Genomic DNA, 17,939 nt, shown 5'->3' on the forward strand with positions numbered 1-17,939 from the left:
CTACAATCCAGAGCTTCGTAACGCCGCCATCCCGAAAATACTTTCATTTTCCGGCCAAATGACTACGATCCGCCTCAAGGAAAACGAGCCTTTTGAAGTTGCCCTGCGCCGATTCAAGCGCACCATCGAGAAGAACGGGCTGCTCCCGGAACTGCGGGCCCGCGAGTTTTACGAAAAACCCACCGCCGAGCGCAAGCGCAAGAAGGCTGCGGCAGAGAAGCGCCATTACAAGCGCATCCGCAGCCAGATGCTGCCGAAGAAGCTGTACTGACACCGGCTTCGCGCTTGCCCATCACCCGCTGTGGCGTATGCTCGGCGGGTTTTTGCGTTATGGGCCTTGCAGGAACGGCATCCGCCGCCATGTGTAAGTGCCTGCCCACTTTCTGGAAGATCACGATGTCCCTCAAAGCCCGTATCAGCGAAGACATGAAGACCGCCATGCGCGCCCGCGAGACCGAGCGCCTTGGCACCATCCGCTTGCTGCTGGCGGCGATCAAGCAGCGCGAAGTCGACGAGCGCGTCGAGCTGGACGATACCGCCGTGCTGGCCGTGGTCGAAAAGCTGATCAAGCAGCGCAAGGACTCTATCGCGCAGTTCCAGCAGGCCGGCCGCAACGACCTCGCAGACAAGGAGCTGGCCGAGGTCGAGGTGCTGAAGGTCTACATGCCGGCCGCGCTGTCGGACGAGGAGGTGGCCGCCGAGGTACAGCAAGCCGTGACCGCCACCGGCGCTGCGGGCCCGCAGGACATGGGCAAGGTCATGGGCGTGCTGAAGGGCAAGCTGGCCGGCCGTGCCGACATGACCGCGGTATCGGCCCTGGTCAAGGCCGCGTTGGCGCCAAAGTAAGTACTGATTTAAACGATTGCCGACATGATGCGCGCAATCTCACCGCGGATAGCGGAGGTTGCGCGCAGAAGTGAAGCAATCCGGGCGGCCGTTCCGTGCTGCACTACAATATTCCGATAGCAGCCGGGCGCCGCACCGGTCACGCATTCCTAAAAGGGCCGCCCGCCAGGGACGGCCAAGCCTCAGGACGGTCAGTCGGGTGATTCCGCAATCCTTTATTCAGGACCTGCTCAACCGTGTCGACATTGTCGATGTGGTGGGCAAGTATGTGCAGCTGAAGAAGGGCGGCGCCAATTTCATGGGACTTTGCCCGTTCCATAACGAGAAATCCCCGTCGTTCACGGTGTCGCCGACCAAGCAGTTCTACCACTGCTTCGGCTGCGGCGCGCATGGCTCGGCCATCGGCTTCCTGATGGAGTTTTCCGGCCAGTCCTATCCGGAGGCGGTGCGCGAGCTGGCGCAGTCGGTCGGCATGACCGTGCCGGAAGAGCGCGACCGCCTGCCCCCCGGCCAGCGCGCCGAGCAACAGGCGCGCTCGGTGGCGCTGTCCGACGCCATGACCCGCGCCACCGATTTCTACCGCCGCCAGTTGCGCGGCGCTCCCCAGGCGATCCAGTACCTGAAGGGGCGGGGGCTGACCGGCGAGATCGCCGGTCAGTTCGGACTTGGCTATGCGCCCGATGACTGGCAGGGCCTGGAAGCGGTGTTCGGCAGCTACCGCGACGACAACGTGGCCGCGCCGCTCGTCGAGGCCGGCCTGCTGATCGAAAGCGACAAACGCGACGCCGACGGCAAGCCGCGGCGCTACGACCGATTCCGCGACCGCATCATGTTCCCGATCCGCAACACCAAAGGCGCGGTAATCGGCTTCGGCGGCCGCGTCATGGGGCAGGGCGAGCCCAAGTACCTGAATTCGCCCGAGACCCCGCTGTTCAGCAAGGGCACCGAACTGTATGGCTTGTTCGAGGCCCGCCATGCGATCCGGGAAACCGGCTATGTGCTGGTGGTCGAAGGGTATATGGACGTCGTGGCACTGGCCCAGCTCGGTTTTGCCAACGCCGTCGCCACCCTGGGCACGGCGTGTACGCCCGTGCACGTGCAGAAGCTGCTGCGCCAGGCCGACGCGGTGGTGTTCTCGTTCGACGGCGATTCGGCAGGGCGGCGCGCCGCCAGGCGGGCGCTCGAAGCCTGCCTGCCGCACGTGGCCGACAACAAGACCATCCGCTTCCTGTTCCTGCCGGCCGAGCACGACCCCGACAGCTATGTGCGCGAAGAGGGCACCGAAGCCTTCGCCGCGCAGGTGCGCAATGCCATGCCGCTGTCGCGCTTCCTGCTGCAGTCGGTGACCGAGGAACTGGACCTGCGCCAGCCCGAGGGCCGCGCCCGCGCCCAGTACGACGCCAAGCCGCTGCTGCAGGCGATGCCGGCGGGCGGGCTGCGGCTACAGATCGTGCGCGAACTTGCCGATGCCACTGGTACGACACCCGCGGAGATCGAGGCGATCTGCGGCCTGCGCAGTGATCCGGCACGGGTCGGGCGCTTCGCCCAGCCGCGCCCGCGCGCGCGCCGCCAGGCCCCGACCGGGCTGGAGCAGCGGGTGATCCAGTTGCTGATGTGCTACCCGACGCTGTCGGCACGGCTGGACGAGGATGCGCGGGCGTTGCTGCTGGAAGGCGAAGGTGGCGACAGCGAAGTGCTGGCGCACCTGGTCAGCGCGTGCGACGGCGTCCAGGGCGAAGTGAATTTCGCGGCCTTCAGCGAGCATTTGGCCCAGTCGCCGTATGCCGAGGTCTATGCCGCGGCGCGCACGGCGGTATTGCGCGAAGAGATTGAAGAGGCACCTGCAACACAGGAATTCGATGCGGCCATCACCAAGCTGCTGGCCGAGCCGCTGCGGCGCGAACTTGACAGCCTGCAGGCGGAGGTGGTCGCCGGCACGGCCGACGAGGCGGCCAAGCAGCGCATGCGCTGGCTGGTGGGCGAAATCCACCGGCGGCGCCAACTGGGCTGAGGCGCCGGCGGGCGCCCTGGCCTTCAACCGGGAGGCGGCATCAAGCGTTGGACAAGCAGTGGATCAGGGACCGGGCCCGGCCGCGCCGAGCTTAAGCCTTGATTTTTCAGGTGAAAACCTCACCTGACAGGGAGCCGGCTATGCGTGGCGTGCTACAATAGCCGGTTTGGATTGCGAAATCTTTCTCTCCAGTTCTGGTGAAAGTGAGCGTGCCAATGGCAAAGGCCAAAGCAACCGAAAGGGTTACCTCGAAAGCTCCCCAATCAGGGAGCGGCAAGGCGTCTGTGAAAACCACGGCGGCGAAGACATCGACCGCGACCGTCAAGACGCCAGCCCGGTCTGCGCCATCAAAGTCCGTGCGCCGCGCGCAAGCGCCCGCCGTGACGACTCCCACCAGAACCCGCACATCCGAAAAGACAAAGGCCTCGACTTCGGCACGCGAGAGCGGCAAGAGCGCCAGTACGAGCGGCAAGGTCGCCGCATCTGCAGCAGCATCTGCACCAGTGAAAGGCAAGAGTATCACCGTGGCGAAACAGCAGAATACCGAAGTCGAGAGCAAGCGAGCGGCAGCCGCCGGCGCCAAGAGCGGAGGCGCCAAGCAAGGCGCGGCCGCGACGGCCGCCAAGGCGCGTGCCGCGACACCTGCATCCGTTGCATCCGAGCGTCCCGCTGCGCCGGCAATCAAGCCGGAGCCGAAAAAGCGTGGCCGCAAGCCCAAGGCCGAGATGCAGCACGACGACAGCACAACAGACGACGTGACCGAAGAGTTTTACGAGAACGATACGCGCGCGCCGGCAACCCCGGCGGCGCCGAAGACCGAAAAGCAGAAAGCCAAGGACCGCAAGGCCAAGGAAAAGGCCCTGCTCAAGGAGTTCGCCTCGACCCAGCAAGGCACCGAGGAAGAGCTCGAGCTGCGTCGCCAGAAGCTCAAGGCGCTGATCAAGCTGGGCAAGTCGCGCGGCTACCTGACCTACGCGGAAATCAACGATCACCTGCCGGACGACATGGTCGATTCGGAAACGATCGACACCCTGGTCGCGACGCTGAACGACATCGGCATCGCCGTCTATGAACAGGCGCCGGATGCCGAGACGTTGCTGCTCAACGACAACGCCCCGTCCGCCACCAGCGAGGAAGAAGCCGAGGAAGAGGCCGAGGCGGCCCTGTCCACGGTCGACTCCGAGTTTGGCCGCACCACCGACCCGGTGCGCATGTACATGCGCGAGATGGGCACGGTGGAGCTGCTGACGCGCGAAGGCGAAATCGAGATCGCCAAGCGCATCGAGGCCGGCCTGAAGGACATGGTGATGGCGATCTCGGCGTGCCCGGTCACCATCTCCGAGATCCTGGCCCATGCCGAGCGCGTCGCCAACGACGAGATCAAGATCGACGAGTTCGTCGACGGCCTGATCGACCCGAACGCCGACGAAACCCCGGAAGCCCCGTCGGCCCCGGCCGCGGCGGCCGACGACGAGGACCTCGAGTCCGACGAAGACGAGGAAGGCGACGAGGACGATGACGACGAAGGCGGCGCCGGCGCCGGCGCGTCCGCGCGCCAGCTGGAAGAACTGAAGCAGAACGCGCTGGAGAAATTCCGCGTGATCGCCGAGCAGTTCGACAAGATGCGTCGTGCGTTCGAGAAGGAAGGCTACAAGTCCAAGCCCTACGTCAAGGCGCAGGAAGCGATCCAGGCCGAGCTGATGGGCATCCGCTTCACCGCGCGCAATGTCGAGCGCCTGTGCGACACGCTGCGCGGCCAGGTCGACGAAGTGCGCAAGCTCGAGCGGGCCATCCTGAACATCGTGGTCGACAAGTGCGGCATGCCGCGCTCGGACTTCGTCGCCCGCTTCCCGGGCAACGAGACCAACCTCGAGTGGATCCACACCGTGGTGGCCGACGGCAAGGGCTACAGCACCATCGTCGAGCGCAACGTGCCGGCCGTGCACGAGCTGCAGCAGAAGCTGATCGACCTGCAGGCGCGCGTGGTGCTGCCGCTGAAGGAACTGAAGGACGTCAACCGCAAGATGTCGGAAGGCGAGCGCCGCGCCCGCGAAGCCAAGCGCGAGATGACCGAGGCCAACCTGCGCCTGGTGATCTCGATCGCCAAGAAGTACACCAACCGCGGCCTGCAGTTCCTCGACCTGATCCAGGAAGGCAACATCGGCCTGATGAAGGCGGTGGACAAGTTCGAATACCGTCGCGGCTACAAGTTCTCGACCTATGCCACGTGGTGGATCCGCCAGGCCATCACGCGCTCGATCGCCGACCAGGCGCGCACCATCCGTATTCCGGTGCACATGATCGAGACCATCAACAAGATGAACCGCATCTCGCGCCAGATCCTGCAGGAAACCGGCAACGAGCCGGATCCGGCAACGCTGGCCGAGAAGATGGAGATGCCGGAAGACAAGATCCGCAAGATCATGAAGATCGCCAAGGAACCGATCTCCATGGAAACGCCGATCGGTGACGACGACGACTCCCATCTGGGCGACTTCATCGAGGACACCAACACGCTGGCCCCGGCCGAAGCGGCGCTGCACGGTTCCATGCGCGACGTCGTCAAGGACGTGCTGGACTCGCTCACGCCGCGCGAAGCCAAGGTGCTGCGCATGCGCTTCGGCATCGAAATGAGCACCGACCACACGCTGGAAGAGGTCGGCAAGCAGTTCGACGTCACGCGTGAACGGATCCGCCAGATCGAGGCCAAGGCGCTGCGCAAGCTGCGCCACCCGAGCCGCTCCGACAAGCTGAAGAGTTTCCTGGAAGGCAACTAAACGCTTCCAAGGGCCTCTAGCTCATGCCTGGTTAGAGCAGCGGACTCATAATCCGTTGGTGCCGTGTTCGACTCACGGGAGGCCCACCAATGCAGTGAAAAAGGGGTTACGGTAAATGCCGTAGCCCCTTTTTTCATGGTGCCGTGTCGCTTCAGGCCAGCGCCGCGGTGGCGACCTTCCAGCGGCGCAGGCGGTCCTCGAGTCCGTTGGTGCCACCATTGATGCGCCGCGTCAGCGCGATGAAGTCGCCGCTGTCGGCCAGCGCATTGCAGCCGTGCGTGCGCCACCACCATGCCGCCGAGCGCGCGGCCCAGGCGTCCTGTTCCAGCAGTTCGGGGGTGCCGGTCAGGTCGGCGCCGAGCGCGGCGCCGCATGCCGCATAGTTGGCGCGGCCGGTAATCTGGATCAGGCCCCGGCCGCGGAAGCGCTTGCCATCGCCCGGCCGCACATTGCCGAGCGCCATGGCCTTGCGCGACGGCGGCTCGTACAGCGCCTGCGCCGGCGTCGGCCCCCACAGCTCATGCGTGAACTGGTAGCCGAGCGACTCGTGCCCGGTCTGCGCCAGGAACGCGGCCATGCGCGCCGCGCCGGTGATGTCGTACGCCTGCATCGCTTCGCACAGGCGCGCGAACCAGCGCTCGCATTGCGGCTCGCTCAGTCCGGTGGCGGCGCGGAATTGCTCCGGGGTCATCTGCATCTTGTGTCTCCTTGTTGTGATTTGGCGACCGTTGCGGCGTGCCGTTATGGCGCTGGGTATGGCATCGGCTGTGACGCTGGTTGCGACTCCGGCCATGTGCCATTGGCCACCAGGGTGTCGATGGTGTGCTGCAGCGGGTCGGCGCTGACGCTGAATTCGCCGGCGAAGGGCCGGTCGACCGCGAGCAGGAAGAAGAACGCCAGGCCGATGGTGATGGCCCACGCGGTGATCAGCGCCAGGTTGAAGGGCGTTGCCGGCAGCACGTACAGCAACGCGAACGACAGGGCGCTGACAATCAGGATCACGCCCCACAAGGTGTTCGGCATCGCCGCATGCAGCGTCAGGATCCGTTGCTGGCGGTACTTGACCATCTCGTTGACGCGCATCAGCACTTCGCCCAGCAGCACGGTCTGGCGGCTGTCGAGCGGACGGATCCGGTTGGCCAGATCGAACATCGCGTCGAAGCGCTGTTCGGTGTGCGCATCGGGCCTGCCCAGGCGCTGCATGCGCGGCCATTCCTCATGCACCACCATTACCAGGTAGGTGCGCAATGCCGCCGCGGCGGCATCGGCGGCGCTGCTGTCGAATGCGGCCAGGTCGCGCGCGAGTTCGCCCGCGGCGGTGGCTTCCGCGGCGACGGTGCGGTCGGCGGCGTTGTAGGTGTCCCAGACGTTGATCGCGGCAAAGGCGACCAGCAGCGAGTTGATGGTGGTGATGATCGAGACCATCGACACCGCCATTGCGCGCTGCTCGGCATCGAGCTCGATCAGCGCGAAGCGGCGCGCGACCGCATAGCCGGCCAGCACCACCGCGACGATGGCCGTGACCACGATGGCGGCCATGCCGGTGCTGGGCAGGCTGTAGAGGAACAGCATGGCGCTACTCCTTGCGCGGCTCGCGTGGCGTGCTGCCGCGCACCGCGGTCTCGACGATCTCGACGATGCGCTGCAGCAGGCGATGCACCGCGGTGGCGGAGAAGCCGCCCAGCATCGACAAGGCCGGCTTGCCGAAGCTGCGCATGCCGGCCGAATCGAACAACTGCGGCGGCAGCATCTCGACCAGGATCAGCCCGGACATGATGCCAAGGATCAGTTGCGCGGCGTAGGCGGCGTCGTACTTGGGGTCATAGGTACCCCGGGCGATGTAGCCGTGCACCTGGAACAGCGACGCAAACGAGGCCCCCAGCCCGGCGCAGAACAGCAGGAACAGCATGTTGAACAGCAGCGTGCGGCCCGACGAGGCCAGGATGCCGGCGCGCATGTTCTCCATCGACACCTCTGCCGGCAAGCCGGTCAGCACCACCGCCAGCAGGCAGCACACCGCGGTGCCGGTCAATGCGCGCACCAGCGGCACGGGCCCCAGGCAGGCCAGCGGATGCGCGCGGCGGCGCTCATCGTCAAGCAGCGTGATGCATTGCGGCGTGGCGGGCGCGATGGCGCGGGCCAGGTCCTGGTGGAGTTGTGCGAGCTGCTGCGCGGCAAGGCCCGTCCCGGCATGCTGCTGCGACGAAGCCGATGATGCCGGGCCCGCTTCGTGATCGCTGCCGAGCAGCATGGTCCAGCCGGCAGGCATGGCGATGCCGAGCCGCAGTGCATGGCTGGCCATGGCCTCGCATTCGCGGCGCAGCTGGCCATCGAGCGGCAACGGGGCAGCCGTCGCCGCGGCAAGCCGGGGCGTTGCCGCGACGGGTTCGGCGGCCGCGGCAGCGGCGCGCCGCAACGGCGCGGCGGTGAAGTCGAGCGTGCGCATGATCTGTGGAAGAAGTAGGGCGGCCCGGTGGCCCGGGCCGCGTTGTTTCCCGCGCGGCGGGCGGCGCGCTACTGCGGCCGGCCCAGCAGGCGCTGCAGGTTCTGCAGCTGCGGCAGTCCGCTGCCGAAGCGGTTCTCGGGATCGTGCGCAACGACCGGCGAACTGATGGCGCGGATCAGCTGGAACAGCGCCGCGACGCGGCGCGGTCCGCGCGGACCCATCCACGCCGCCAGCTGCGGATCGGACAGCAGCAGCGCGGCCAGCCCGGCGATATGCGGCGCGGCCATCGAGGTGCCGGAGTCGGGCATGAAGGCGGCGCCCGGCACGGTCGAGATGATTCCCACACCGGGGCCGCACACCGCAATCTGCGGGCCGAAGCACGAGAACGTCGGCGCGAACAGCCCGGCGCGCGTGGCCGCGTGCTGCACTACCTGGGTTCGTTCCCACACGTCGTGCGGCAGTTCGCTCTGCAGGCCCAGCGCCGAGACCGCCAGCACCGAGGCGGAGGCCGCCGGGTACTGCACCGGTCCGCCCGAGTTGCCGGCAGCGACAATGCAGGCCACGCCGCTGTGCACGGCTTCGATCAGCTTCTGCTCGACCGCCTGCGATGGCTGGGGCGCGCCCAGGCTCAGGTTGACCACGTCGACGTCGTGGTCGATGCAGTAGTCCAGCGCGCGCAGCAGCGTGCTGAACTGCCCGCCAGGAAAGATCTTGAGCGCATGCATTTCCGCCTCGGGTGCGAAGCCGAGCATGGTGGCCTGGGCCTCTGCGCTGGCAGAGGCCGGCGCACCCGGCTGCGGCCGCGCGCCGACCACGCCGGCGCAGTGCGAGCCGTGGCCGATGGTGTCGAGGCGCCAGGTGTCGTTGGCGTTGGTGCCGGCGTCGGCGCCGGTGCCGGTCAAGTCCATGCCATGACGGATATGCGCCAGCAGCGGGTGCGCGGCATCGGCGCCCGAGTCGACCACCGCCACGCGCACGCCGCGGCCGCCGAAGCTGCGCGTGAGCCGGTCCAGCCCCATCAGCCGCTGGCCCCAGCCGAAGCGCCCGTGCGGCGGCACGTCCGGATTCGGCTGCGACAGCGGCGTCACGCGTATCACATTGGCCTGGCCGGAAACGACATTGGGCGACAGCAAATATTTGTTCCAGTAGCCGCTGAGCGGCCGCACGAACAGCGAGCGCGCCGGGCCGGGCTGCTGCTGCACCAGCGTCAGCGTTGCTTCGCCGCTGGCATCGGTGGTGGCGGTTGCGGGGAAGCCATCGCCCGCCAGCGTGATGGCCACGCCCGGCAGCGGCGTGTCGCCGGTGCCCAGCACCCGCACCAGCACCTCGCGCGATAACGGACCATCGAATGCCGATTGCGGATGCAGCCGGTCCGAGGTCTCGATTTCGGCCTTGCGGCCATAGCCGAGGGGATGGTCTTCCTCGACGATCATGTGCGGCGGCGCCGTGGCCTGCAGCATCTGCGCGTGCGCGGCGTCGAGCTTGACCACATAGGTGTGGGCGGCCTCGTCGGGCCGTACCGAATGCAGGTGCGTGTTCTTGTGGCCTTCGACCACATGCACCACTTCAACGCCGGGCAGCTGCGTCACCGTGCTGTGCAGTTCGCTGGCCGACATCGGTGCCACGCCCGCCTGCCGGGCCAGTACGTGGCGCCGCGGCGCGATCAGGTATTGCTTGCGGCCGGCGTCCAGCGCCACGGCCTCGCGGCTGCCCGCGCCGGGCGTGGCGGCGCGGTCTGCGCCGGCGCGCGTGGCCTCGCCTTTCTTGTCTCGTTCCATTTGCTATCTCCACCGCGGCGCCAGGCGGCGCGCGCATCGATTCGGGCGGGCCGGCGCGTACGCCGGCCCGCGGCGGCGCCGTCGAGCGCCACGGTCATGCCCAGGACGTCATGCGCCTTCAGGCATAGACCACTTGCGGCTGCGCCGAGAACGGCAGCAGGCCGCCGAGGTGGCCGGCCACGGTGCCGATCTGCTGGCCCACGTTGGCATTGCCCAGCAGGCCGCCGACGGCATGGCCCAGGGTCGGTGCCACCGCGCCGATCAGCGAACCGAACACGCCCTGCGGGGCCAGCGCAACCTGCGGCTGCGCGGAGAACGGCAGCAGGCCGCCGAGGTGGCCGGCCACGGTGCCGATCTGCTGGCCCACGTTGGCATTGCCCAGCAGGCCGCCGACGGCATGGCCCAGGGTCGGTGCCACCGCGCCGATCAGCGAACCGAACACGCCCTGGGGTGCCAGCGTGACCGCGGGCATGGCCGAGAACGGCAGGTAGCGCGCGCCTTCGCGAACGATGTTGGCGCCATGGATGGCGATGGTCGGATAGCCCGCGGCGGTGCCCGCCGCCTGGATGAATCCCGGTGCGTGCGCCGAGATCGCGTTGCCGATCGGGCCGGTATGCCCGGGCTCGGGGAACGGAAGATGCTGCGCCAGCGCGCCGGCGGCGGCGCCGGCCGCATGGCCGATCACCGGGTTCACGTAGTGCGTGACCACGGCCTGCACGCCGTCCCGCACCGCCGGAGCGACCGCGTCGGTCATCGCGCTTTGGGGCACCAGCATCGGCTGCGCGGCGAACGGCAGCAGGCTGCCGATACCGCTGACGAGATTGCCGAGCACGCCTTGCGGCGCCAGGACGGCGGCGTGGATGGGGTAGGTCATGATGACTCCTTTGAATGACTGCGTGGATTGAGGAAGCTAGGGCGGCGGGCCGCGCAGGGCTGGCTCCGGATGCCGCGCCTGCCGCGTTGCTGCGCCATGGCGCGGCACCGGACAGGTGGAATCATTCTTGGTTTTTCCGGCACGCCGTCGCCATTGGGCAAATGCGGTATTGGCAGTGGATAATGCCGGACAACAATCAGAGTTAAATATCGCGCAGCATGAATGGGCTTTTAAATATAAAAACCAGCACCTAGAATTCGCCTCTGCTGCCGGCATCCGGAAATCCGGAACGCACCGTCGGGTAGTGCGCAATCCATGCCGGCGCAACACCGCAAGAGTTTGAAAACAAAAGCAGTGATCTGGAGCCCGGCCGGGCTGTCCCCGGTTCCGCTCGTAGGTCCGCACTAGCCTTGCACGAAGGGTCCTGTGATGCACTGATGCACAGATAGACGCGCGGCTGCCGCTCCTGCGACGGAACCACTCGTTCCATCGCATGGAGTCCTCCGCATGAACCTCACCACTCGGGAAGAGACGGTGCTCGCCTTTATTGCGCGCGGCATGAGCGATCGCGAGATCGCCGCACGTCTCGCATTTTCCGTATCCACGGCGCGAAAGCACCGTGAGCATTTGCTCGCGAAAATGCAATTGCGAAAATCCTCGCAATTGACCCTGTACTATCTCGCGCGCCAGCATGAGCCGTTTAAAAAAGCGGGCCGGCAGCCGCGGATAATCCATTCTCGCAACGCGAGCGCGAATATCTGGAATGGCTCGGGCGCGGCCTGAGCGACAAGGAAATCGCGCGCGCGCTCGGCATCAGCGACCAGACCGCGCGCACGCATCGGGCCCGGCTGCTGCAGAAGGCGGGCGCCAGCAATGTGTGCGCCCTGCTGTTCCTGAGCGTGCAGCAGGGATGGCTGGAGTTGCCGCCGCAGCAGGCCTTCGAGGCATAGCGGGTGCGTGGCAGTGTGGCGCGCTACCGCATTTGCCCAATGGCCCGGCGTGGCGGTGGCTCCCGACAATGGTCCACGCAGCCGCCGCATGGCGACCAGCGTGCTGCCTGCCGCGATCCGCGCGGCGCTCCGATTCCCGTCGCCGTGCTGGAGCCATCATGATTCGATGCAAGCCAACCGCCCGCTACCGGGCACTTGCCGCAGCGTGCGCGCTCGGCGTCAGCGGCGGCGTCGCCGCGCAGGCGCTGCCCGCGCTGGGCGCGGACCTGGCGCAGACCTCGGTGTCGGGGCTGTCGTCCGGTGCGTTCATGGCCGCGCAGTTCCACGTCGCGTATTCCGGCACCATGGTCGGCGCCGGCGTGGTCGCGGGCGGACCGTTCTACTGCGCCGGCCTGTTCGCGCCCACGCCGCCCGCGACCGCCGCAGCGACCCAGTGCATGCAGCCGGTCGGCGATACCGGCCCCGACGCGCAGGCGGCGCTGGACGCGGCGCGCACCTTTGCCCGCGATGGCCGCATCGACCCGGTGCAGAACCTCGCGCGGCAGCGCGTCTACGTGTTTTCCGGCACGCGCGACCAGACCGTGCTGCCACGCGTCGCAGCGCAGGTGGGGCGGTTCTATACCCTGGCCGGTGTGCCGGCGTCGCAGCTGCAGTATGTGGCCGATGTCGCGGCCGGCCATGCCTTCATCACCAGCCAGGCGGGCGACGCCGCCTGCGCGGTGAGCGCATCGCCCTACATCAACAACTGCGGGCTCGAGCAGGCGCGGCAGATCCTGCAGTGGATCTATGGTGCGCTGAAGCCGGCGGCGCGGCCGGCGGGCGAGTTGCTGCGCTTTGACCAGCGCGCGTTCGATCCCGGCGGCAAGGCGCTGCTGGCCGACAGCGGTTATGCCTACGTGCCGCGCGAGTGCGGCGCGGGCGGCACCGACGGCGGTGCTGCGGCTTGCCGCGTGCACGTGGCCTTCCATGGCTGCCTGCAGGGCGAGGGCACCATCGGCGAACGCTTCGTCCGTGGCGCCGGCTACCTGGAGAGTGCCGAGGCCAACCGCATCGTGGTGCTGTTTCCGCAGGTCGTGGCGTCGCGGCATAACCCGCTCGGGTGCTGGGATTTCTGGGGCTATACCAGCGACGATCCGGCCCAGCCGGACTTCTTCTCGCGCGAGGCGCCGCAGATGGCCGCGGTCATGCGCATGGTCCGCCGGCTCGGCGCCGCGCCGCAGTGAGCGCTGCCGCGCCGGCCCCTTCCGATCCACTGCTCCAATCCGCAAGGAGATCCGCCATGCTTTCGATTCTGCAAGCCCAATGGGCAAGCGCCAGCCGTACGGCGCTGGACCTGACCCTGTGCCAGCTGCAAGCCGCCACCGTGCTGGCGCAGTCACCCTTCAGCGCCGCCGATCCTGCCGCGGCCCGGGCGCCGGCGCGCCAGGCGCTGGCCGTGCTGAACCGCTATGCCGAAGAACGCGCCGCGCAGCAAGCGCAATGGTGGCGCGCGCAGCGCGACCGCCTCGACCTGGCCGGCGTCGCGCACGCGTGGCGCTGTCTCGATGCCATCGAGGCCGACCTGGCCGCGCGCGCGTCGCAGGCCAGGTCCAGCTACAACGATGCCGTGCGCGAAGCCCTGGCGCGCTGCCTCGAAGACGTGGGCGAGGCGCGCGACGGCAACGACCTCGGCCTGGCGCTGCTGCGCGCGCTGACCGACTGGCAGGAGGCTGGCAAGACCTGCGCCGGGCAAGTCGCGGCAATGAGTGCCGCGATGATGCCGGCGTGGACGCAGTGGCTGCAGTCGGCGCTGGCCGAGCCGGGCGCGTCGCGCGCCGTCGCGGGCGCGGCGGGACCGCGCGCGGCGCAGGACGGTTGAACCCCGCGCAGTGCCCGCGCAGCGGGGGCCCGCTGCCTCAGCCCTGCGTCGCCGTCCCCATGGCCGGGTCGCTCACCGTATGCCGGCCGGTCTCGACCCGGCCGGCAAAGCGGCGGTAGAAGGCCGGATCGGCGTCGCAGGTCACCGCGAAGTCATACCATTGGCCGCTCTGCTCCAGCTGCCAGTGCTGCGACTTGCTGCCGTTGGCACCGACGCTGGCTTTCCATGGGCCATCGCCGCGGTAGGCCAGCGGCTCGATGTGGAAGTGGCAGGCGCGGCCGCCGGCCTTGATCAGGTCGACATAGACGTCGCCGTTGGCAATGTCGTAGCAGACGCGGATCTCGGGGGCGATGCCGGTCTCGCCGATGCGGCGGGTGTCGCCGCGGAAATGGCGATGGAAGCCGTTGGGGCCGAGCACCCACAGGTCGTATTGCCCGCCATTGTCCTGGAAGGCATTCCAGGTATCGCTGAGCGACTTGCCGGCTTCGACCATATAGCGGCGCGGAATGCGTTCCAGGTGAAGGCGGTCGTAGACGTGGAACACCGCGGCCTGGGTGCCGGTGTTGGCGAACACCAGTTCGACCTGGCCCACGGCGCTGCAGCGCGCGCTGGTGTGCAGCTCATACGGCAGCGCGCGCGACGGGCGCGTGCCGGGGGCCTGCTGCGGCAGTTGCATGTCGGCGGGCAGCGGCACCGCGGGCAGCGCCTGCTGCGCGCGGCGCAGCTGGTCGGCGTCGCTGCGCGTGGTGCGGCCGCCGAGCGTGGGCAGCGCCTCGTGGTTGGGCGTCTTGAAATTGAAGGCGCTGGTCAGGTCGCCGCACACGGCCCGGCGGAACGGGCTGATATGGGGCTCGGCCACGCCGAAGCGCGCCTCCAGGAAGCGCAGCACGGAGGTGTGGTCGAACACCTGCGAGTTGACCCAGCCGCCGCGGCTCCACGGCGAGATCGCGTACAGCGGCACGCGCGGCCCCGGGCCGTAGACGCGGCCGTCCGCCGCGGGCTGGGTGCGGCTGCCCGGCGGCGCCGGCTGGTTGAAGTACTCGGCCAGCATCTCGGCATCGCTCAGCGTCGACTTGCCGGCGAAGGTCTTGTCGGGATTCAGCGACGGCGCCGAGGGCGAGGGCACGTGGTCGAAATAGCCGTCGTTCTCGTCGAAGTTGACCAGCAGCACGGTCTTGCTCCAGACCTCGGGCACCGCGGTCAGCGCGTCCAGCACCTCCTGCAGGAACCAGGCGCCCTGCACCGGGCTGGAGGGCCCGGGATGCTCGCAGTAGATCGACGGCGCGTTGATCCACGACACCTGCGGCAGCCTGCCCTCGCGGATGTCGCGGCGGAAGGCATCGAGATACTCGTCGGGCCGGCTGCCGGGCAGGGTGTTGGCCACGCCCTTGTACAGCGGGTTGCCGGGGTTGTCGGTGGCGGCATCGTAGGCGTGGTACGGCAGCGGCTGGCCGGTGTTGGCATAGGGCGCGCCCGGCGCGCCGCCGCTGGAGACCGGATAGCCCGACGCCAGGTTGGCCTTGCGGAACTGCTGGAACGCGCCCAGCATGTTGTCGCCCCATTCGTCCGGCATGTTCTGGTAGCAGATCCAGCTGATGCCCGCGTCTTCCAGGCGTTCGGCATAGGTCTTCCAGGTGTAGCCGGTGTTGGCCGAGGCCGGCAGGCCGTCGATCGCGTCCCACTCGTTGTTGACGAAAGCGACGTTGGCCGCGGTCGGGCCGTTGGTGCCGGTCAGGTGGAAGGCGCGGTTGGCATCGGTGCCGGTATGCATCGAGCAGTGGTACGCGTCGCACAGCGTGAAGGCGTTGGCCAGCGCGAACTGGAACGGGATCTCCTGCTCCCTGAAATAGCCCATCGAGGTGCTGGTCTTGTACGTCGGCCAGTTGGCCATGCGGCCGTGGTCCCAGGCCTGCTGGCTGTCCAGCCATGCATGCGGGGTGCCGGCGGCGCGCTGCGCGTTGTTGCTGGTGCCGTCGAGGTGGTACGGCGTCAGCACCGCGCCGCTGGCGCGCTGTTGCTGCCATACCTGGCGCGCGCCGGGCAGCGGGATGGTAAAGCGGTCGCCGAAGCCGCGCACGCCGTGCAGCGTGCCGAAGTAGTGGTCGAAGGAACGGTTCTCCTGCATCAGGATCACCACGTGCTCGACATCCTGGATGGTGCCGGTGGCATTGTTGGCCGGGATGGCCAGGGCCTTGCGGATGCTGGGCGGAAACGCGGCCAGCGCGGCGGCGGCGAAGCCGGTGCCGGCTGCGGCCTGCAGGAAATTGCGGCGAGAGACCATGGTCTTGTCGGAATGTGCGTGGGACTGGCGGAAGGTTCAGGGCGCGCAGCGGATCACCGGATCGGGCCGCTGGTCTGGCTTGCCGGGCTGCCCCGGCTGTCCCGGCTTGTGCGACTGCGCGCTCGGCGCCAGCGTTGCAGTGGGCGACAGGGTGGGGCCGCCGTCGCCGCCGCAGGCGGCGAGCAAGGCCGCCGCGATCAGCATCGCGGCCAGGGTGGTGGGCAGTCTGCGGGGAAGCATGGAGTCACCTGGCTGGTTGGGGTGGCGGCTGCTGCGAGCCGGAGCCAGGCGAGTGTAGGAAGGGGTGGTGACGTGCCGATGACAGAACTTTGATGCCTGCAGTTGCCCGTCAATGCCATGCCGTCCGGGAAGGACCGCGGCGATGGACTATGGTAGTCAGGTGCATTCGGCGTCCGGCCGGACGCGACCGCTCTACCCTGAACAGGAGTGATGCCCATGTCCTATATCGACGGATTCGTTCTCGCCGTTTCCCAGGCCAATCGCGACCGCTATCGCCAGGTAGCGCAAAAGGCCGCCGCCGTGTTCAAGGAATACGGCGCACTGCAGGTGGTGGAATGCTGGGGAGACGATGTGCCGGAAGGCAAGGTCACGTCCTTTACGATGGCGGTGCAACGCAAGGACGACGAAGCCGTGGTGTTCTCGTGGATCATGTGGCCGTCACGCGAAAAGCGCGACACCGGCATGAAGGCGGCGATGGCAGACCCGGGGCTGAAGGAGGGCATGGACCCGATGCCGTTCGACGGGCAGCGGATGATCTTTGGCGGCTTCGAGGTGATTGTCGACGAATGATCCGGTCCGGCGCCGGCCGGGCGCCGGACCCGTGCTTCAGATCAGGTGGAAGACCATGCTCAGGGCAATCGCGCCGCCCACGGTTTCCACCGCGGCAAGGGCGAGAAGGTTCTTCAGTACGAATGCCTCTTCTTTCTTCGTCACCATGGTCTGTCTCCCGGTCAGTGGACTAGTTTTACAGCACCATCGGCGGTGGCAAGCCGGCGTGGGCGGTGCCAGGGGCGTCGATGTGAGACCAGTAGACCGCATCCGGCGGCCGGCCGGAAGCTGGCGAAAACCCGCTCGGCGAAAACCCGGATTCCTACGAGCGTGTGACAGGGCCATGATTGACTCGCTTTGCCGGGCGCGCCTGCAGTCCGCCAGCCACGGCGCATGCAATGGCCCGCATTTGGGGGATGCCCGAGTCGGCGCGATGCGCCAAGATCGACGGCGTGGGTGGTCAAACCGATTGCCCCGCTACCGCTTGAGCCCCGCTGCCTCCCCGGCACGCGGGGCTTTTCTACTTGGGCCGGGCCGCGGCTCAGCGCGCCTGCAGGATGGCTTCGATGCGGGCGGCGGCCTCGCGCAGCGGCGCCAGGAAGCGCGTTTCCAGGTGGGCCCGGTCGCGGCTGCCCAGGACCATGCTGAAGCCCAGCCCGGCCACCACCTCGCCGGCCTGGTCGCGCAGCGGCACCGAGATCCCGGCGTAGCCGTCGACCAGTTCGCTGACCAGCACGCAATAGCCATCGGCGCGCACCTGGCGCAGCGTGCGCGCCAGCGTGGTGCGCGAGCTGACCGTGAACGGCGTCAGCTTGCGCAGCGTCGCGCCCGCCAGGTAGGCCTCCAGCGCGCTGTCGTCCAGGCCGGCCAGCAGCACCCGGCCGAGCGAATGCGCATAGGCCGGCATCCGCCGCCCCAGCGCCATGTCCACGCGCAGCAGCTGGCGCGGCTCCTCGCGCGCCACCAGCACCACCGATTCGGCATCGAGCACGCCCAGCGAGCAGCTTTCGCCCAGGGACTCGCACAGCTGCTGCAGGTAGGGCCGCGCCACCTGCGGCAGGCTCATCGAGGCAAAGTAGGCGTAGCCCAGTTCCATCACCCGCGGCGTCAGCGCAAAGTGGCGGCCGTCCTGCGCCACGTAGCCGTTGTGCTCCAGCGTCAGCAGCAGCCGGCGCGCGGCGGCGCGGGTCACGTCGAGCTGGTCGGCGACCTCCTGCATGGTCAGCCGCTCCGCGCCCGCACCCAGCAGGCGCAGCAGCGCCAGGCCCTTGCTCAGCGATTCCAGCAGTTCTTCCTTCTTGGCGGTTTCGGCTTGCGGCATGGGGCGTC

At 68.1% G+C, this 17,939-nt stretch carries 18 protein-coding genes and 1 tRNA gene; 10 read left to right on the plus strand and 9 right to left on the minus strand.

What is annotated here, in order from left to right:
• The first annotated feature begins 58 nt into the window (after positions 1-58).
• From rpsU to dnaG, 3 genes are all read left to right on the plus strand, one after another.
• Positions 59-271 carry a 30S ribosomal protein S21 gene (gene rpsU, locus AC3FMM_RS23790; RefSeq protein WP_326346735.1) on the plus strand — a complete coding sequence of 71 codons (213 nt, stop codon included), beginning with the start codon at positions 59-61 and terminating at the stop codon, positions 269-271.
• A gap of 125 nt (positions 272-396) precedes the next feature.
• Positions 397-846, plus strand: coding sequence for a GatB/YqeY domain-containing protein (locus tag AC3FMM_RS23795; RefSeq protein ID WP_115681481.1), 450 nt, complete (start codon positions 397-399; stop codon positions 844-846).
• Positions 847-1,045: 199 nt separating this feature from the next.
• A complete protein-coding gene (gene dnaG / locus AC3FMM_RS23800) occupies positions 1,046-2,857 on the plus strand; it encodes a DNA primase (RefSeq protein ID WP_115710321.1) in 1,812 nt (603 codons plus the stop codon).
• 106 nt (positions 2,858-2,963) lie between these two features.
• On the opposite strand, the gene AC3FMM_RS23805 is transcribed toward dnaG, so the two are convergent.
• A complete protein-coding gene (locus AC3FMM_RS23805; protein WP_326346655.1) occupies positions 2,964-3,371 on the minus strand; it encodes a hypothetical protein in 408 nt (135 codons plus the stop codon).
• Here AC3FMM_RS23805 and rpoD point away from each other — a divergent pair.
• Together rpoD and AC3FMM_RS23815 are read left to right on the plus strand one after the other, a co-directional pair.
• Positions 3,361-5,634 carry an RNA polymerase sigma factor RpoD gene (gene rpoD / locus AC3FMM_RS23810; RefSeq protein ID WP_172581750.1) on the plus strand — a complete coding sequence of 758 codons (2,274 nt, stop codon included), beginning with the start codon at positions 3,361-3,363 and terminating at the stop codon, positions 5,632-5,634. The two genes, AC3FMM_RS23805 and rpoD, sit on opposite strands and share 11 nt — an antisense overlap.
• Positions 5,635-5,644: 10 nt before the next feature.
• Positions 5,645-5,723 (plus strand) — tRNA-Ile (locus tag AC3FMM_RS23815).
• Positions 5,724-5,785: 62 nt separating this feature from the next.
• Here AC3FMM_RS23815 and AC3FMM_RS23820 read toward each other — a convergent pair.
• The 5 genes from AC3FMM_RS23820 to AC3FMM_RS23840 all read right to left on the minus strand — a co-directional run bounded on the left by AC3FMM_RS23820 (position 5,786) and on the right by AC3FMM_RS23840 (position 10,732).
• Positions 5,786-6,325 carry a glycoside hydrolase family 19 protein gene (locus AC3FMM_RS23820; RefSeq protein WP_115681480.1) on the minus strand — a complete coding sequence of 180 codons (540 nt, stop codon included), beginning with the start codon at positions 6,323-6,325 and terminating at the stop codon, positions 5,786-5,788.
• Between the two features lie 50 nt (positions 6,326-6,375).
• The gene (locus tag AC3FMM_RS23825) at positions 6,376-7,206 is read right to left on the minus strand and encodes a bestrophin-like domain (protein WP_116312880.1); all 831 of its coding nucleotides are present in this window, start codon (positions 7,204-7,206) and stop codon (positions 6,376-6,378) included.
• 4 nt (positions 7,207-7,210) lie between these two features.
• Entirely contained in the window at positions 7,211-8,080 is an 870-nt protein-coding gene (locus AC3FMM_RS23830) for a hypothetical protein (protein WP_240987684.1), read from the minus strand.
• A 68-nt stretch (positions 8,081-8,148) separates the two neighbouring features.
• Positions 8,149-9,858, minus strand: a complete 1,710-nt coding sequence (locus tag AC3FMM_RS23835; protein ID WP_326346657.1) for a S8 family serine peptidase — start codon at positions 9,856-9,858, stop codon at positions 8,149-8,151.
• A gap of 118 nt (positions 9,859-9,976) precedes the next feature.
• Positions 9,977-10,732, minus strand: coding sequence for a hypothetical protein (locus AC3FMM_RS23840; RefSeq protein WP_115710315.1), 756 nt, complete (start codon positions 10,730-10,732; stop codon positions 9,977-9,979).
• A gap of 507 nt (positions 10,733-11,239) precedes the next feature.
• On the opposite strand from AC3FMM_RS23840, the gene AC3FMM_RS23845 reads away from it, so the two are divergent.
• The 4 genes from AC3FMM_RS23845 to AC3FMM_RS23860 all read left to right on the plus strand — a co-directional run bounded on the left by AC3FMM_RS23845 (position 11,240) and on the right by AC3FMM_RS23860 (position 13,540).
• The gene (locus tag AC3FMM_RS23845) at positions 11,240-11,515 is read left to right on the plus strand and encodes a response regulator transcription factor (RefSeq protein WP_115710313.1); all 276 of its coding nucleotides are present in this window, start codon (positions 11,240-11,242) and stop codon (positions 11,513-11,515) included.
• Positions 11,512-11,682, plus strand: a complete 171-nt coding sequence (locus tag AC3FMM_RS23850; protein WP_414247730.1) for a LuxR C-terminal-related transcriptional regulator — start codon at positions 11,512-11,514, stop codon at positions 11,680-11,682. Before AC3FMM_RS23845 ends, AC3FMM_RS23850 begins: the two co-directional genes overlap by 4 nt.
• 158 nt (positions 11,683-11,840) lie before the next feature.
• Positions 11,841-12,905, plus strand: coding sequence for an extracellular catalytic domain type 2 short-chain-length polyhydroxyalkanoate depolymerase (locus tag AC3FMM_RS23855; RefSeq protein WP_488687571.1), 1,065 nt, complete (start codon positions 11,841-11,843; stop codon positions 12,903-12,905).
• A 56-nt stretch (positions 12,906-12,961) separates the two neighbouring features.
• Positions 12,962-13,540: a hypothetical protein gene (locus AC3FMM_RS23860; protein ID WP_488687572.1), complete on the plus strand. Its 579-nt coding sequence runs from the start codon at positions 12,962-12,964 to the stop codon at positions 13,538-13,540.
• Between the two features lie 37 nt (positions 13,541-13,577).
• Here the strand turns inward: AC3FMM_RS23860 and AC3FMM_RS23865 are convergent, their stop codons facing one another.
• Entirely contained in the window at positions 13,578-15,821 is a 2,244-nt protein-coding gene (locus AC3FMM_RS23865; RefSeq protein WP_488687573.1) for a phosphocholine-specific phospholipase C, read from the minus strand.
• A 36-nt stretch (positions 15,822-15,857) separates the two neighbouring features.
• Entirely contained in the window at positions 15,858-16,061 is a 204-nt protein-coding gene (locus AC3FMM_RS23870; RefSeq protein WP_116312873.1) for a hypothetical protein, read from the minus strand.
• A 216-nt stretch (positions 16,062-16,277) separates the two neighbouring features.
• Between AC3FMM_RS23870 and AC3FMM_RS23875 the strand changes: the two genes are divergently transcribed.
• A complete protein-coding gene (locus tag AC3FMM_RS23875; protein ID WP_488687574.1) occupies positions 16,278-16,631 on the plus strand; it encodes a DUF1428 domain-containing protein in 354 nt (117 codons plus the stop codon).
• Positions 16,632-17,151: 520 nt separating this feature from the next.
• Here the strand turns inward: AC3FMM_RS23875 and AC3FMM_RS23880 are convergent.
• Positions 17,152-17,931: an IclR family transcriptional regulator domain-containing protein gene (locus tag AC3FMM_RS23880; protein ID WP_116312871.1), complete on the minus strand. Its 780-nt coding sequence runs from the start codon at positions 17,929-17,931 to the stop codon at positions 17,152-17,154.
• Between the last annotated feature and the right edge of the window lie 8 nt (positions 17,932-17,939).

The sequence above is a fragment of the Cupriavidus sp. 207A1 genome, assembly GCF_057798955.1.

Bases quoted from the DNA above. Each gene is read 5' to 3' on its own strand.
- AC3FMM_RS23840 (WP_115710315.1), bottom strand. From the start codon at position 10,732: ATGACCTACCCCATCCACGCCGCCGTCCTGGCGCCGCAAGGCGTGCTC.
- AC3FMM_RS23865 (WP_488687573.1), bottom strand. From the start codon at position 15,821: ATGGTCTCTCGCCGCAATTTCCTGCAGGCCGCAGCCGGCACCGGCTTC.
- AC3FMM_RS23845 (WP_115710313.1), top strand. From the start codon at position 11,240: ATGAACCTCACCACTCGGGAAGAGACGGTGCTCGCCTTTATTGCGCGC.
- AC3FMM_RS23835 (WP_326346657.1), bottom strand. From the start codon at position 9,858: ATGGAACGAGACAAGAAAGGCGAGGCCACGCGCGCCGGCGCAGACCGC.
- AC3FMM_RS23830 (WP_240987684.1), bottom strand. From the start codon at position 8,080: ATGCGCACGCTCGACTTCACCGCCGCGCCGTTGCGGCGCGCCGCTGCC.
- AC3FMM_RS23880 (WP_116312871.1), bottom strand. From the start codon at position 17,931: ATGCCGCAAGCCGAAACCGCCAAGAAGGAAGAACTGCTGGAATCGCTG.
- AC3FMM_RS23860 (WP_488687572.1), top strand. From the start codon at position 12,962: ATGCTTTCGATTCTGCAAGCCCAATGGGCAAGCGCCAGCCGTACGGCG.
- rpsU (WP_326346735.1), top strand. From the start codon at position 59: ATGACTACGATCCGCCTCAAGGAAAACGAGCCTTTTGAAGTTGCCCTG.
- AC3FMM_RS23870 (WP_116312873.1), bottom strand. From the start codon at position 16,061: ATGCTTCCCCGCAGACTGCCCACCACCCTGGCCGCGATGCTGATCGCG.
- AC3FMM_RS23875 (WP_488687574.1), top strand. From the start codon at position 16,278: ATGTCCTATATCGACGGATTCGTTCTCGCCGTTTCCCAGGCCAATCGC.
- AC3FMM_RS23825 (WP_116312880.1), bottom strand. From the start codon at position 7,206: ATGCTGTTCCTCTACAGCCTGCCCAGCACCGGCATGGCCGCCATCGTG.
- AC3FMM_RS23820 (WP_115681480.1), bottom strand. From the start codon at position 6,325: ATGACCCCGGAGCAATTCCGCGCCGCCACCGGACTGAGCGAGCCGCAA.
- AC3FMM_RS23855 (WP_488687571.1), top strand. From the start codon at position 11,841: ATGATTCGATGCAAGCCAACCGCCCGCTACCGGGCACTTGCCGCAGCG.
- AC3FMM_RS23795 (WP_115681481.1), top strand. From the start codon at position 397: ATGTCCCTCAAAGCCCGTATCAGCGAAGACATGAAGACCGCCATGCGC.